This is a genomic window from Amycolatopsis sp. NPDC023774 (assembly GCF_040639695.1).
Lineage (GTDB): Bacteria > Actinomycetota > Actinomycetes > Mycobacteriales > Pseudonocardiaceae > Amycolatopsis.
In genome coordinates this window covers 1,069,490-1,083,767 of the sequence record NZ_JBFAAJ010000001.1, presented here as the reverse complement: position 1 = coordinate 1,083,767, position 14,278 = coordinate 1,069,490, and the positions used below count along the sequence as shown (strand labels likewise).

14 protein-coding genes are annotated in these 14,278 nt (G+C 70.4%); 8 read left to right on the top strand and 6 right to left on the bottom strand.

Translation table 11 applies throughout. The features are described from left to right. Positions 1–14: 14 nt before the first annotated feature. A complete protein-coding gene (gene rho, locus AB0F91_RS05500) occupies positions 15–1,082 on the bottom strand; it encodes a transcription termination factor Rho (protein WP_360594966.1) in 1,068 nt (355 codons plus the stop codon). A gap of 576 nt (positions 1,083–1,658) precedes the next feature. Here rho and yidC point away from each other — a divergent pair. Both yidC and AB0F91_RS05490 read left to right on the top strand, forming a co-directional pair. Beyond that, positions 1,659–2,063, top strand: a complete 405-nt coding sequence (gene yidC / locus AB0F91_RS05495) for a membrane protein insertase YidC (RefSeq protein WP_360594964.1) — start codon at positions 1,659–1,661, stop codon at positions 2,061–2,063. 27 nt (positions 2,064–2,090) lie between these two features. Beyond that, a complete protein-coding gene (locus AB0F91_RS05490; RefSeq protein ID WP_360594962.1) occupies positions 2,091–2,324 on the top strand; it encodes a hypothetical protein in 234 nt (77 codons plus the stop codon). Positions 2,325–2,327: 3 nt separating this feature from the next. Here AB0F91_RS05490 and AB0F91_RS05485 read toward each other — a convergent pair whose 3' ends face one another. Beyond that, on the bottom strand, positions 2,328–2,723 hold the full coding sequence (locus AB0F91_RS05485; RefSeq protein ID WP_360594961.1) for a hypothetical protein: 396 nt from the start codon (positions 2,721–2,723) through the stop codon (positions 2,328–2,330). A gap of 107 nt (positions 2,724–2,830) precedes the next feature. Here AB0F91_RS05485 and AB0F91_RS05480 point away from each other — a divergent pair, with 107 nt between their 5' ends. Then, the gene (locus AB0F91_RS05480; protein ID WP_360594959.1) at positions 2,831–3,406 is read left to right on the top strand and encodes a carbohydrate ABC transporter permease; all 576 of its coding nucleotides are present in this window, start codon (positions 2,831–2,833) and stop codon (positions 3,404–3,406) included. Between the two features lie 15 nt (positions 3,407–3,421). Here the strand turns inward: AB0F91_RS05480 and AB0F91_RS05475 are convergent, their stop codons facing one another. The 3 genes from AB0F91_RS05475 to AB0F91_RS05465 form a co-directional block, all read right to left on the bottom strand. Further along, positions 3,422–4,177, bottom strand: a complete 756-nt coding sequence (locus AB0F91_RS05475) for a metalloregulator ArsR/SmtB family transcription factor (protein ID WP_360594958.1) — start codon at positions 4,175–4,177, stop codon at positions 3,422–3,424. Positions 4,178–4,633: 456 nt separating this feature from the next. Beyond that, entirely contained in the window at positions 4,634–6,097 is a 1,464-nt protein-coding gene (locus AB0F91_RS05470) for a M81 family metallopeptidase (protein WP_360594957.1), read from the bottom strand. Then, positions 6,094–7,242, bottom strand: a complete 1,149-nt coding sequence (locus AB0F91_RS05465; protein WP_360594955.1) for an ROK family protein — start codon at positions 7,240–7,242, stop codon at positions 6,094–6,096. Before AB0F91_RS05465 ends, AB0F91_RS05470 begins: the two co-directional genes overlap by 4 nt. A gap of 156 nt (positions 7,243–7,398) precedes the next feature. Between AB0F91_RS05465 and AB0F91_RS05460 the strand changes: the two genes are divergently transcribed. From AB0F91_RS05460 to AB0F91_RS05440, 5 genes are read left to right on the top strand one after another with little or no spacing between them, the layout of a single operon-like run. Further along, positions 7,399–9,216, top strand: coding sequence for a peptide ABC transporter substrate-binding protein (locus AB0F91_RS05460; protein WP_360594953.1), 1,818 nt, complete (start codon positions 7,399–7,401; stop codon positions 9,214–9,216). Positions 9,217–9,220: 4 nt separating this feature from the next. Then, positions 9,221–10,180 carry an ABC transporter permease gene (locus AB0F91_RS05455; RefSeq protein WP_360594951.1) on the top strand — a complete coding sequence of 320 codons (960 nt, stop codon included), beginning with the start codon at positions 9,221–9,223 and terminating at the stop codon, positions 10,178–10,180. After that, complete coding sequence (locus AB0F91_RS05450) at positions 10,177–11,007, top strand: ABC transporter permease (protein WP_360594950.1); 831 nt, start codon at positions 10,177–10,179, stop codon at positions 11,005–11,007. The genes AB0F91_RS05455 and AB0F91_RS05450 overlap by 4 nt, the downstream gene beginning before the upstream one ends. Continuing rightward, on the top strand, positions 11,004–12,629 hold the full coding sequence (locus tag AB0F91_RS05445) for an ABC transporter ATP-binding protein (protein WP_360594947.1): 1,626 nt from the start codon (positions 11,004–11,006) through the stop codon (positions 12,627–12,629). Before AB0F91_RS05450 ends, AB0F91_RS05445 begins: the two co-directional genes overlap by 4 nt. Further along, positions 12,626–13,516, top strand: a complete 891-nt coding sequence (locus tag AB0F91_RS05440; protein ID WP_360594946.1) for an ROK family protein — start codon at positions 12,626–12,628, stop codon at positions 13,514–13,516. The genes AB0F91_RS05445 and AB0F91_RS05440 overlap by 4 nt, the downstream gene beginning before the upstream one ends. Here AB0F91_RS05440 and AB0F91_RS05435 read toward each other — a convergent pair. Further along, positions 13,513–14,262: an MBL fold metallo-hydrolase gene (locus tag AB0F91_RS05435; protein WP_360594944.1), complete on the bottom strand. Its 750-nt coding sequence runs from the start codon at positions 14,260–14,262 to the stop codon at positions 13,513–13,515. The genes AB0F91_RS05440 and AB0F91_RS05435 overlap by 4 nt on opposite strands. Positions 14,263–14,278: the final 16 nt, after the last annotated feature.

The window sequence follows — 14,278 nt, the reverse complement described above, 5'->3', positions numbered from 1 at the left end:
TCCCGTGCCCGCGCTCACGCGGCGAGCGCGGCCGTCGTGCCGAGGGAGGCGGCGACCCGGGCGACGAACTCGGCGTTGGACTTCGTGGTGCGGACCTGGTCGAGGAACTGCTCGGTCGCGCGCTTGGGGTCCTGGCCGGACAGGGCGCGGCGGACCTCGTTCATGACCTGGAGTTCCGCCGCCGGCACGAGCAGCTCGTCGCGGCGGGTGCCGGAGCCGAAGAGCTCCACGGCGGGGAACACGCGGTTGTCGGCCAGTACGCGGTCGAGGCGCAGCTCGGAGTTGCCGGTGCTCTTGAGCTCTTCGAAGAACACGGTGTCGGCCAGCGAGCCGGTGCCGACGAGCGCCGTGGCGATGATCGTGAGCGAGCCGCCGCCCTCGATGTTGCGCGCGGCGCCGAGGATCTTCTTCATCGGGTGCAGCGCACTGGCGTCGACACCGCCCGAGAGGACACGGCCCGACGTGCGCGCGGCGAGGTTGTAGGCGCGGCCGAGGCGGGTGAGCGAATCGAGCAGCAGCACGACGTCGCGGCCGCTTTCCACGAGCCGCTTGGCGCGCTCGACGGCCAACTCGGCCACGGCCACGTGCTCGGACGGCTTGCGGTCGAACGTCGACGCGACGACCTCACCGCGCACTGACCGCTCCATGTCGGTGACCTCCTCCGGCCGCTCGTCGGCGAGCAGCACCATGAGGTGCACGTCGGGGTGGTTCACGGCCACCGCCTGCGCGATCGCCTGCAGCACCGACGTTTTCCCGGTCCGGGGCGGCGCCACGATCAGCGCGCGCTGCCCCCTGCCGACGGGCGCGACGAGGTCGAGCACGCGGGTGGTGAGCTGGTGGCGGGTGATTTCGAGGACGAGGCGCCGGTCGGGGTGCACCGGCGTGAGCCGTTCGAACTCCGGGCGGTTCCGCTCCGGAGGGGCACCGTTGACCGAGACGACCTGCTCGCCGTCGACGACGATCTCGTCGCCGCGCCGCAGATTGTGCTTGCGGATCAGTCCAAAGGGGACAGACAGGCCGCCCGGCATGTAGCCGAGGGTGGCGGTCTTGCCGTGGATGTCGAGAATTCCTTGGTATGACATGGTTTTGACTCCTTGAAAGATGAAAGGCGCGATCAGTGGGACCGCGAAACGAACGAACGTCGCATCGAGGGCGACGCGGGTTTCGTGAAAGTGAGAACTCCCCCGGGCGGCCGGGCCGGCATCCATGGGGATCGAGTTGAGCATAGCGCAAGGGCGCCGAGGACCACAACAGGCTTCAATCGCGGCGACGGAGAAAGGGGGACGTCACATGCACACGCTGCTGCACCTCGCGTTCCCCGCCGTGCACGTCTTCGACCAAACCGGCCCGGCGGCGATCCTCGCGTTCGCCTCCGTCGTCGCCGCGCGCCTGCTCGTGGTCCTGGTCGTCAGCAACGCCAACCGCGGTGAGCCGGCCGCGTGGACCGTCCCGGTCCGCGCCCGCCGCACCGCGCTGAACCAGCGCTCGCGTCGCGCGGCCTTCCTGCGGCTGCGCGATCCCGGCGCCCCGGCCGAAGCCGGCCTCGCGCTCCCGGGTCGCACTCCCCGGCTGCGTAAAGCCTTACCAGATCAGTCCGATCAGGACGGTCCGCAGCCGGTTCCGCCTGCCCTGAATCGACTTTCGCCTGGAGTGCTGTCATGCCCGAAATCTTCGACGTGCCCGTCGCCGGCGCGTACCACCTCGTCCACTGGCTCGCCTCGGCGACCGCGCCGATCACCGGATCGTTCGCCGCCGCCGCCGCGATCGTGCTGTTCACCGTCGCGGTGCGGCTGCTGCTGGTGCCGTTCGCCCGAGCCGCGGCGCGCGGTCAGCAGGCCCGCACGGCGCTGGCCCCGGAAATCCGCAAACTGCAGGAGAAGCACGGCAAGAACCGCGAAAGGCTCGCGGCGGAGATGGCGAATCTGCAGCAGGAGTCGGGCACGTCGATGTTCGTCGGGTGCCTGCCCATGCTCGCGCAGCTGCCGTTCTTCTCGGTGATGTACCACCTCTTCAGCACCGCCGTGATCTCCGGCGCGCCCAACGCCCTGCTCGGCAGCACGTGATTCGGCATCACCCTCGGAGCCCACGGATTGGCGGCGGCACCGGTCGTGTTCGTGGTGGCCGGCCCGCTCGCGGTGGTGGCGTGGTTCTCGATCCGGTGGCAGGACCGCCAACGCGATCTCGCCGCTCCCGGCGCACGGTTCCTGCGCCTCCTGCCTTATGGAACGGTCGCGGCCACCACTTTTGTTCCCTTGGCCGCTTCGCTGTACCTGCTGACGACTACGACGTGGACGGTCGTGGAGCGGGCGATCCTCAATGGGTGAGCTTCAGCCCAGCCGCAGGCCCGGCGGCAGTCGCAGGTCCGTCACCGTGCCGTCCGCGGCGACAGTGACGTCGAGGGTGCCGCCGGCCAGTGGCAGGTCCGTCACGCGCAGGGCGCCCACCGGGCTGGGCCGCGGCGGGTCCAGGGTGACCCGCCCGGCGGGCACGTCGACGCGCAGGCCCAGGAAGGTGACCAGCAGCGTCACCGCCGACGCCGCCGCCCAGGCCTGCGGGCGGCACGACGCGGGGTACGGCAGCGGCGACGACACGTCGTCCGTGCCGTAGCCCGAGAACAGCTCCGGCAGGCGGTTGTCGAACCCGCCGGCCGCGTGCACGAGCTGCAATCCCAGTGAACCGGCGCGCGACGACTGGCCCGCCGCGTGCAGGCCACGGACGACCACGGCCGTGTCATGGGGCCAGACGGAGCCGCAGTGGTAGCTAGCAGGACTTCCCGCGCTGGGCACTGAACTCGATCTTCGTCTCGGTCACGATCACCGTCGGCCGGGTCGTGTTCAACTCGATGGCCGGCTACGTGCTGGCGCGGCTGCGGTTCCGCGGCCGCAGCGCGGTGTTCGGCGCGATCGTGGCCGTGCTCGCCGTGCCGAGCGTGGTCCTGCTCATCCCGAAGTTCCTGGTGCTCAACCAGTTCGGCATGTACGACACGTACGCGGCGATGATCATCCTACTGCTGGCCGACGCGTCGGGCGTGTTCATCATGAAGCAGTTCTTCGAGAGCGTGCCGCTGAGCGTGGAAGAGGCGGCTCGCATCGACGGTGCCGGACCGCTGCGCACATTCTGGTCTGTGGTGCTGCCGATGTCGAAGCCGGCACTGATCACCATGACGATCCTGGCGTTCCAGGGTTCTTGGAACGAGCTGCCGCACTACATCGTGTCGCGGCAGGACCCGGCGCTGAACACGCTCACCACCGGCGTCGCCTCGCTCGTGTCCGGCGAGCTCGGGCAGGGCAACCAGTTCCCGCTCAAGCTCGCCGCCGCGCTGCTGATGACGGTGCCGGTGGCGATCGTGTACTTCGTCTTCTCGAAGCGCTTCACACGAGGCACCTACGAGGGTGTCGACAAGTAGCCAAGGCCCGAAAAATCAGGGCATGGTCCACGGCTGCTGGGGCAGCACGTGGCCGGTCTCCAGCAGCGACTTGAGGTTCGCGAGCACGGCCGGCCAGCCGCGGCCGACGTCTCGCTTGGCCTGCTCGTCGGGCAGGTCCTCGTGGGTCACGGTGAGCCGCACGATCGCGTCGTACTGCTCGACGTCGTACGTCGCGCGGGACGGCGGGATCTCCGGGTTGCCGACGTCGTACCAGCTGGTCACGAGCCGTTTCGGCGGCACGGCCTCCAGCACCTCGCCGTAGACGTCGGCGATGCCGGAGCCGTCGACGCGCACGTGCTCCCAGCGGGAGCCGGGCTGCCAGTCGGACTCGTTGCGGTGCCCCCAGTACTGCCCGGTCAGCTCGGCGTCGGTGAGCGCCTGCCACACCTTCTCCGGTGTGCTCTCGATGTAGGTGACGTAGACGTAACTCGGCTTGTCGGTCATGGCATCCTCTGCTCGGCGTTTGACGGCGCTCAGCGCGCGCAGCCGGGGGCGTTCGAACTTGTCCACCCAGCGTTCCTGCATCTCGTGCAACGGGACCGGATTGAGGTAGTGCAGCTTCTCCCGCCCACGGCGCACCGTGCTGACCAGGTTCGCCGCCTCGAGGACGGACAGGTGCTGCGTGACTGTCTGGCGCGTCATGTCCAGGCGGGCGCACAGCTCGCCCAGCGTCTGCCCGTTGTCCTCGTGCAGCTGGTCGAGCAGGTAGCGCCTGGTCGGGTCGGCCAGCGCTTTGAAGACTCTGTCCAATAAAGCTCTATCCAGCTCCGGTTGCACACCAACAGTAATGCAGGCAGATGACTGCATGTCAAGCGCTGCGGCATACTGGCCTGGTGAAGAGGGCGGTCAAGGCCTGGACAGTGGCAGCAGCCGGCAGCGGGCTGCCGTCGACCCTGCATGCGGTGATCACGCGTGGTGATCCGCTGGCGGCGACGCGTGCGGCGGGCACACTGGCGCCCGGCGGCAAGGCCGGGCTGGTACGGGGCGCGCTGGTCCACGGGCTCGTGTCCGCCGGCTGGACGGCCGCGCTCGCCTACGTGGACCGCCGCCGGCCACTCTCGGTCGCCGACGGGGTGGCCGCGGGAGCGGCCATCGCGGTGCTGGACCTGGAGATCGTCGGGCGGCGCAACCCGGCGATCCGGGCGCTGCCGCGTGGGGCGCAGTGGCTGGACCACCTTGCCTTCGGCGCGCTGACGGCCGTCGCGCTCAGAGCAGCTCGGGCTTCAACGGCGGGTCCGCCATCTCCGCGTCGAACGGGAACATCGGCCGTTCGATCCCGGCGTGCCCGAGGCGCAGCAGGTCTTGGTCGACGCCCCCGGGCGTGAGGGCGAGCAGCCAGTCTGCGGCCATGTGGTACAGCTCCGGTTCCAGGTAGCCGATTTTCACGATCACCACGTCGGCTTCACGCGGGTGCAGGCCGAGGGCGAGGAAGTCGGATTCCAGGTGGTACGGCTTGCGCCGCGCGGTGACGATCACCCGCAGGCCGCCGACGGCGAACACCACGGCCGTACCGGCGACCGGGTCCGAGGCGTCGATCGCCTCGACGCGCGCGGTCACCGGCACCGGGCCGTGGGGGCCGGAGTCGACTTTTCCGCCCAGCTCCACCGAAACCGTGGCACCCAGCCCGGCCGATACCGCTGTCGCGACGGCTTCGGGGTCCACGATCGCCGCGTACAGCGTGGTCAGGCCGGAATCCACAATGGCCGGAGTGCGCAGAAGGACGTCCAGGCTCCAAGACGTGTCTCCGGCACCACCGGCGGTCGGGTTGTCGCCGGAGTCGCTGACGAAGAACGGCCGCGCGGTCGACGTGACGGCCCGCGCCAGGCAGTCGGCCAGGGTTCCCGTCTGGGCGACGAAGGCAAAGTCGCGCCGGGCGTCCCAATAGGACTTCGCGAGCCGTTCGGCCTGCTGCAGGAGCACGTCTTCATCGTCGCCGGACACGACCACGGCGGCTTGGCAACGCGGCTCGTCGGCCCAGGCGTAACCGACCCAGATGGCGGCGTCGAGCACACCGTCGAGCGCCTCGACCTCGTCGACGGCGGCGTAGACACTCTTGGCGGGTTCGAGGCGAGTGCTGGTCTTCTCGCCGGGCAGCAGCACCGGCACCTGCACCCACGCCTTCTTGGGCTTGCCCCCGTGACGCAGGCGAGCGGCGAGGTTGCGCGCCGCGCGCTCGCGCGTGTCCCACGCGTCGGTGTGCGGGGCCTTGCGGTAGCAGGTGATCAGGTCCAGTGCCGTGGCCAGCTCGCGCGAGACGTTGCCGTGCAGGTCCATCGACGCCGAGATGAGCACCGAAGGCCCGAGGATCGAGCGGATCTCCGTGGCCAGTGCGGCTTCGACGTCCGTCCGGCCGACCACGCTCATCGCGCCGTGGATGTCGAAGAACAACCCGTCGAGACGCTCCGCCGCGCGCACCCGGGCCACGATCTCCCCCGACAGCTCCGCGTACGCCTCTTCGGTCACCGCGCCGCCGGGCAGCGAACGGGCGTGCACGAGCGGCACCCACTCGATGTCCTTCGTCCAGGAAGGACGGTCCTCGCGCAGGAAGGGGTAGCGGGCCAGCAGTTCGTCGCCGCGCGTCACGTGGAAGTCGGCCACGGTGGAGCGGTGCGGGGAGAACGTGCTCGATTCGATGGCGATCCCCGTGATCCCGATCCGCACCTTCGTCATCGTCTGCTCCGTATCGCTTCGTCGAAGACCTCGTCCAGCACCAGCGCGCCCGCGCCGTACAGCCCGGCGTCCGGGCCGAAACGCACCCGATCGATGCGCAGCTCCCTGGTGGCCAGGGGAAGACAGCGTTCGTAGAGCGCGCCGCGCACCGCCGCCACGAACGCCTCCGAACCCGACAGCGCGCCGCCGAGCAGCACTTCGTCGGGGTTGCCGAAGTTCACCACCGTGGCCAGCACTTCGCCGAGCTGCAGGCCCGCGCGCCGCACGGCGGTGGTCGCGTCCGGGTGCCCGTCCTCCGCCGTCGCCATGACCTGGGCGGTGCTGTTGATGTCCACCCCTTGCTCGCGCAGCTGCGCCACGAGGGCCGCACCGCTGGCCACCGTCTCCAGACAGCCGCGGTTTCCGCAGGTGCACGGCCGATCTCCGGCCGCGGGCACGCGCACGTGGCTGATGTCGCCCGCGACTCCCGCGCGGCCGCGGTATAGCCGGCCGGTCACGACCAGCCCCGAGCCGATGCCCGTGCCCGCCTTCACCACGAGCAGAGTGCGCCCGGGCGGCCCGGCAACGCTTTCGCCAAGCGCCTGCAGGTTCGCGTCGTTGTCCACCGCCACGGGCAGGTCGAAGTGCTCACGCAACGCGTCGCGCACCGTGAACCCGCGCCAGCCCGGCATGCGCGAGGGCAGCGTGATCGTGCCCGCGCCGACGTCGACCGGTCCGGGGAACGCGACGCCGATACCCAGCTGCCGGCCCGGGCACCGCGCCTCGGCCGCGACTTCCCGCACAGTGTTGGCGAAAGCCGCGACAACCTGCACCGGTTCACGGTTGATGTCCAGCGGCCGCTCGGTCACGTGCAGCAGGTTGCCCGCGATGTCGAGCGCGCCGATGCGTACGTGGCGCGAACCGACGTCGGCGGCCCAGACGTGGCCGAACCCCGCGTCGACCGACAACAGCTTCGGCCGCCGACCGCCGGCCGAGCTGCCCTCGCCGGACTCGACGAGCACTCCGGCGGAGATCAGCGCCTGCGTCCGGACGGACACCGTCGACTGCGGCAGACCGAGCACGCGCGCGAGGTCCATGCGCGAGACGGCGTGCTCATGGGCGACGAGCCAGAGCAGCCGCAGCAGACCGGCCGGATCCTGAGCCACGGCTGTCACCTACTTACTTCATGCCTGATGTAACTGTCCGGAAACTTGCCCTCGAAATCACCTCTTGGCAATTTCCAACACGCATGCGACATTACACGGCAACCTAGAACAGGCCTAGACCCTCGACATCGACTTATACCAAGGATGTTGGAAGTGATGCGGATGGCTCGACACCGGTGGCGCGCCGCGCTCGGGGTCACGCTCGCCGCCGCGCTGGCGCTCTCCGGCTGCGCGACGAGCCGCGAGCAGCACGGCGGTGGCGCGGGCAAGCCGGTGACCGGGGGCAGCGCGCGGTTCGCGCTGCCCCCGTCGGCAACCCCGAACTGGATTTTGCCGATCTCGATCCCCGGCTACGGCGCGAGCTACAACGGCGCCATCCGGGCCGAGCTGTTCGTGCCGCTGTACAACTACGACGGCAGTTCCGGCTCGGTCACGCTCGACGATCCCTCCAGCGCCGCCGACGCGCCGAGCTACTCCGCCGACGGCAGGACCGTGACGATCACGCTCAAGCCGCTCACGTGGTCCACCGGCGATCCCCTGAGCAGCCGCGACGTCGAGTTCTGGCTCAACCTGGTGCGCGCGGGCAAGGACAACTGGGGCAAGTACTCCGAAGGCCTGATGCCCGACAACATCAAGGCCTTCCACGCGATCGACGACCACACGTTCACGCTCACCCTCGACAAGCCCTACAACGCCGACTGGTTCACCGCCAACCAGCTCAGCCTCGTCGTACCGATGCCGCAGAAGGCGTGGGACCGCACGAGCGCGGGCGGTCCGGTCGGCGACTTCGACCGCGACCCCGCCGGCGCGAAGAAGGTGTTCGACTTCCTGGTGGCTCAAGCGAAGCAACTCGGCACGTACTCGACGAATCCACTGTGGAAGGTCGTGAACGGGCCGTTCACGCTCGCCGGCTTCGCCGCGTCGGGCCAGGTGACGCTGAACAAGAACCCCGAGTACACCGGACCCGACGCGGCGAAGCTCGACACCGTGCAGTTCCTGACTTTCACGAGCTCTTCGGCCGAGTACAACGTGCTGCGCGCCGGCGGTGTCGACTACGGCTACGTGCCGACGTCGAACCTCGGCCAGCGCCCGAAGCTCGAGGCGCAGGGCTACCGGATCGAACCGTGGAACGGCTGGTCGATCACCTACTCGCCCTTCAACTTCAACGACCCCCAGCTGGGCGCCGCGTTCAAGCAGCTGTACGTGCGCCAGGCCCTGCAGCACGCCGTGGACCAGGACGGCATCACCTCGGTGATCTGGCGCGGTACGGCCCGCGTGGACTACGGGCCAGTGCCGCAGGACAACGACGTGAAGTACCTGTCGGCACGGCAGAAAACCAACCCGTACCCGTTCGACCTCGACGCCGCGCGGAAGCTGCTCACCGGTCACAGCTGGAAACCCGGCTCCGACGGCGTTCTCGAGTGCGCGTCACCCGGCAGCGGGCCTGCCCAGTGCGGGGAGGGCGTCGACGCCGGCACGCGGCTGTCGCTCACGATGCTGACCGAGTCGGGTTCCGACGAGACCGACGGGACGATGCAGGAGCTGCGCTCGGAGCTGTCGAAGATCGGCGTCGAGATGAAGATCAACGCGCAGCCGCTGAACACCGTGCTGGCCAACGGCACGGCGTGCAAGCCGGCGGAACCGTCGTGCTCGTGGCAACTCTCCTACTTCGGCACGCAGGGCAGCTGGTACTTCCCCGCCAACCCCAGCGGTGAGGACTTGTTCGCCACCGACGCCGGCACGAACTTCGGCAGCTACTCCGACAAGCACGCCGACGACCTGATCACCGCGACCAACCTGGCCACGGGCGATCAGCCGATGCTCGACTACAGCGCCTACCTGGCCGAGCAGCTGCCCGTGCTCTGGCTGCCCAACCCGCCGTACCAGGTGTCGGCGATCGACACCGCGCTGCGCGGGGTGAACCAGGATCCGCTGGCCGGGCTGCAGCCGCAGCGCTGGTACTGGACGAGGTGAGGACATGACCCGCTACCTCCTCAAGCGGCTCGTGCTGGCCGTGGTCGTGGTGCTGCTGGTCACCGTGGTCACGTTCGTGCTGCTGCACCTGCTGCCCGGTGGCCCGGCGCGCGGCGTGCTCGGCGTGAAGGCCACGCAGGAGCAGATCGACGCGTTCAACAAGGCCCAGGGCTTCGACCACCCGCTGCCCGTGCAGTACTGGGAGTACCTGGTGCGCCTGCTGCACGGCGACCTGGGCGACTCGTACACGCAGAACTCCCCCGTCTCGGCGCTGCTGGAAGAGCGCGTGCCGAAGACGCTGCTGCTCACCGCGATCTCGACGTTCCTCGCGATCGTGGTGGCGCTGCCGGTGGGCGTGTGGCAGGCAGTGCGGCGCGGCAAGGCCGCGGACCACGTGACCACCGGGGTGACGTTCCTGCTCTACGCCACGCCGGTGTTCTTCCTGTCGCTGGTGCTGATCATCGTGTTCGCGCAGGTGCTGCCGTTGTTCCCGGCACAGGCCGCGCAGGGCGAGACGATCGGTGAGCTGCTCTCGCAACCCGGCTCGCTGGTGCTGCCGGTGGTCGCGGGCATGGGGGCGGCGCTGGCCGCGTTCAGCCGGTACATGCGAGCGTCCACTCTGGACAACCTCGCCGAGGACTACGTGCGCACCGCCCGCGCGAAGGGCACGCCGGAGCGCACGATCATCTGGCGGCACGTGTGGCCCAACTCGCTGACGTCGGTCGTGTCGATGCTCGGCTACTACGTGCCGGTGGTGTTCAGCGGCTCGCTGGTGGTGGAGTCGATGTTCAACTACCCCGGCGTCGGCCTGCTGTTCTGGACGGCGGCGCGCAACGCCGACTTCCCCGTGCTGCTCGGCGTGGTGCTGGTGATCGCCGTGGCGACGGTGATCGGCTCGCTGCTCGCGGACGTCGTGCAGCTCGTGATCGATCCGCGCGTGCGGGTGACGGGGGTGCGGTCGTGACCGTCTTTTCGCGAGTGTTCGCGCGGCGCACGGCGCTCGTCGGCGCGATCCTGCTGCTGCTGGTGATCCTGTTCTGCTTCTTCGGCCCGTTGCTCTACGGCACCGACCAGTCGCACACCGACCTCGCCGCCGCGCGGCTCGGACCCGGCAGCGGGCATCCGCTGGGCACCGACGACCTCGGCTACGACGTGCTCGGCCGGCTGATGCTGGCCGGGCGGACCTCGCTGATCATCGGCGTGCTGGCCGGCCTCATCGCCACCGCGATCGGCGCGGTGTGGGGCGCGATCGCCGGCTACACCGGCGGCTGGCTCGACACGGTGCTCATGCGCGTGGTCGACACCGGCGTCGCGATCCCCGCGTTGTTCCTGCTGCTGGTGGCGGCCACGTTGGTCACCCCGAGCGTCGGGGTGCTGGCGCTGATCATCGGCTGCGTGTCGTGGCTGGTGCCGGCACGGCTGATGCGCGCCGAGACGGTGAGCCTGCGCGAACGCGACTACATCCGCGCGATCACGGTGCTCGGCGCGAGCCGCACGCGGGTGGTGTTCCGGCACGTGATCCCCAACGCCATCGGCACTGTGGTGGTGAACGCGACGTTCCAGATCGCCGACGCCATCCTGCTCGTGGCGTACGTGAGCTTCCTCGGCCTCGGCGTGCCCGCGCCGGACACCGACTGGGGCGCGATGCTGTCGAAGGGCATCACGTACACGTTCGACGGCGCTTGGTGGCTGATCCTGCCGCCGGGCATCGCGATCGTGCTCGTGGTGTGCGCGATCAATTTCCTGGGCGACGGACTGCGCGACGCGTTCGCGGTGAAGGGACGGCGATGAGCGAGCCGGTGCTCGACATCCGTGACCTGCGGGTGTCCTACGGGGACGGTGACCCGGCGGTCGACGAGTTGTCGCTGACGGTCGAGCCGGGTGAGATCGTGGCGGTGGTCGGCGAGTCCGGCTCGGGCAAGAGCACGGCCGCGCTCGCCGTGCTGGGGCTGCTGCCCGCGTCGGCTTCGGTGTCCGGGGCGATCGAGCTGGCCGGGCAGAACGTGCTCGAACTGCCCGGCGAGGAGCTGCGGAAACTGCGCGGGCGGAGCGCGGGCATGGTGTTCCAGGAGCCGATGACGGCGCTGAACCCGTCGCTGCGCATCGGCTTCCAGCTCGCGGAGGCGATCCGTAACCACGACCCGGAGCGGCGGCGGCACAAGCACTACTTCCCGCGGTGTGTGGAACTGCTGGAACGCGTGGGGGTGCCGGAGCCCGAGGCGCGGCTGAAGCAGTATCCGCACGAGCTTTCCGGTGGGTTGCGCCAGCGTGTGATGATCGCGATCGCGCTGGCGGCGCGGCCACGGCTGATCATCGCCGACGAGCCGACGACGGCGTTGGATGTCACCGTTCAGCAGCAGATCCTCGACCTGCTGAGGGACATCCGGGACACCGAAGGCACGGCGACGCTGCTGATCACGCACAACATGGGCGTGGTGGCGGACGTCGCCGACCGCGTGCTCGTGCTGCGGTCCGGACGGCTCGTGGAAGAGGCTCCGACGGCTGAGCTGTTCACCGCCCCGCAGGCCGCGTACACGCGGGAGCTGCTGGCCGCCGTGCCACGGCTGGGCACGGGCGAGCACGCCGCCGCGGCGGCGGCGCCGGACAAGCCGGTGCTGGCGTTGACGGACATCGTGGTGGAGTACGGCGGAAAACGGGCCGTGGACTCGGTGTCACTGAGCGTCGGGCCGGGCGAGATCGTGGGGCTGGTCGGGGAATCGGGTTCGGGCAAGACGACGCTGGGCAACTGCGCGCTGGGCTTGGTCACGCCGAAGTCGGGCCGCGTCGAGGTGCTCGGCGGCCCGTTGCCACGCGGCACGGGACGCTCGGCGCGGGCGGTGCGGCGGCAGATCGGCGCGGTGTTCCAGGATCCGGCGTCTTCGCTGGACCCGCGGATGACCGTGGGCCAGACCGTGGCCGAGCCGCTGGTCATGCACACTTCCGCCGGACGCTCCGAGCGTCGACGACGCGTACGCGAGCTACTCGACGCCGTGGAGCTGCCGGAGTCGCTGATGGAGCGCTACGGCCACGAGCTGTCCGGCGGGCAGCGCCAGCGCGTGAGCCTCGCCCGGGCGCTCGTGCTGGGGCCGAAGCTGCTGATCGCCGACGAGCCGACGAGCGCGCTCGACGTGTCCGTGCAGGCCGTGGTGCTGGACGTGTTCAAGCGGCTGCACGAGCAGTACGGGTTCGGCTGCCTGTTCGTGAGCCACGACCTCGCGGTGGTCGACAGCCTGTGCGACCGCGTCGCCGTGCTGCGCGGCGGCGAGCTGGTGGAACAGGGGCCGGCCGCGCGGGTGCTGCGGGAGCCGTCGCATGCCTACACGCAGGCGTTGCTGCTGTCCTCGCCCGTGCCGGACCCCGCGGTGCAGCGGAGCCGCCGGGACGCGCTGGCGGACGTGGATCCCGCGGCGTGAGCGAAGTGTGGGCCGGAGTCGACATCGGCGGGTCGAAAACGCTGGTGATCGTGTGTGATGCCGACGGCCGGGAGCTGGCGTCGGCGTCGGCGGATTCGGGTGCGCACCTGGGTGGTGCGGTGATCCTGGACCGGGCGGCCGCGCTGGTTCTGTCGCTCGCGCCCGGCGAGCTGTCCGGGGTCGGCGTCGGCGCGGCCGGCGTGGTGGAGCCGGAGACCGGGACGATCGTGGTCACCGGCGACTCGTTCACGGGCTGGGCGGGCACGGCCGTCAACGCGGGCCTTTCCGTGCGGTTGGGCGGGGTACCGGTGGTGACGGAAAACGATGTGAACGCGTTCCTCCTCGGCGAACTGTCCACAACGGACCGACACGTGCTCGCCGTCGCGCTGGGCACGGGTGTCGGCGGCGCGTTGTACGTGGACGGCTCGCTGCTGCACGGCGGCGGCACGGGGGCCGGCGAAATCGGCCACGTCGGCACCTACGGCCCGGCACCGTGCACCTGCGGGCAGACCGGGCACCTGGAGGCCTACGCGTCCGGCCGGTCCCTGGCCCGCCGCTACACGGAGGCGACGGGCGTTTCCCTGCCCGCCGAGGCCGTCGCGGCCGCCGCGCTGGACGGTGACGAGGCCGCGTTGGCAGTGTTCACCGACGCCGGGCGCTTCCTCGGCGAGGCGATCACGCACGCGTGCGGCCTGCTCGGCATCGCGACGGCCGTGGTCGGCGGTTCCGTGACGAACTCGTGGGCGCTGCTGGAGAAGCCGATGCAGGAGGCGCTGACCGAGCACCCCCTGCTGTCGGGTTCTCCGGTGGACGTGCGGCTGGCGCGGGGTGGTGCGAAGGCCGTGGCGCTGGGCGCGGTCGCGCTCGCCCGTTCCCCGCGGCCTTAGCCGACCTCGGTTTCCTCGCCCGGCTTGAGCAGGTGCAGCCTTGCCGCCTTGCCGGCGAACGCCTCCTCCAGCGTGTCGGCGCCCTGCGTGAAGTGCCCCCAGCCCTGGAAGTGCAGCGGCACCACGTCGGCGGACCCGAGGATCTCCGCGGCCTCGGCGGCCGACGGGCTCGGCAGCGTGAGGAAGTCGTCGATGAGCGGCGTGCGCGCCCCGCCCGCGAACAGCACGGCGATCGGCACCGGCCCGACGCGGTCGGCGATCTCACGCACCAGCGCCAGCGACGCGTTGTCGCCGCTCACGTAGACCGTCGGCAGGCCTTCGGCGGACAGCAGGAAACCGGTGACCTCGCCGACCTTGGGCTCGGAGCCCTCCGGTCCGTGCAGCGCGGGCATCCCGGTCACGCGCACGCCCCCGACCTCGGCGTGCTCCCAGTTCGGCAGCGCCTGGGCCGTACCGCCGAGGCGCTCGGCCGCGGACGCCGTGGTGAGCACGAGCGGCGCCGTCTCGAGGTACGCGCGGCCGCCGTGGTCGAGGTTGTCCGGATGCTGGTCGTGCGACAGCAGCACGGCGTCCACGGCGCCGACCTCGGCGGGGCTCGCCACCGGCCCGGTCGTCTTCACGAGCACCCGGTTGCCGATCGGGTAGTTCCCCGGCTGGTCGAACGTCGGGTCGGTCAGGAACCGCACTCCGCCGTAGGTGATCAAAGACGTCGGACCGCCGAGGTGGCGCAGCGAGAAAGTGGTCATGCCGCCATCCTGCCTC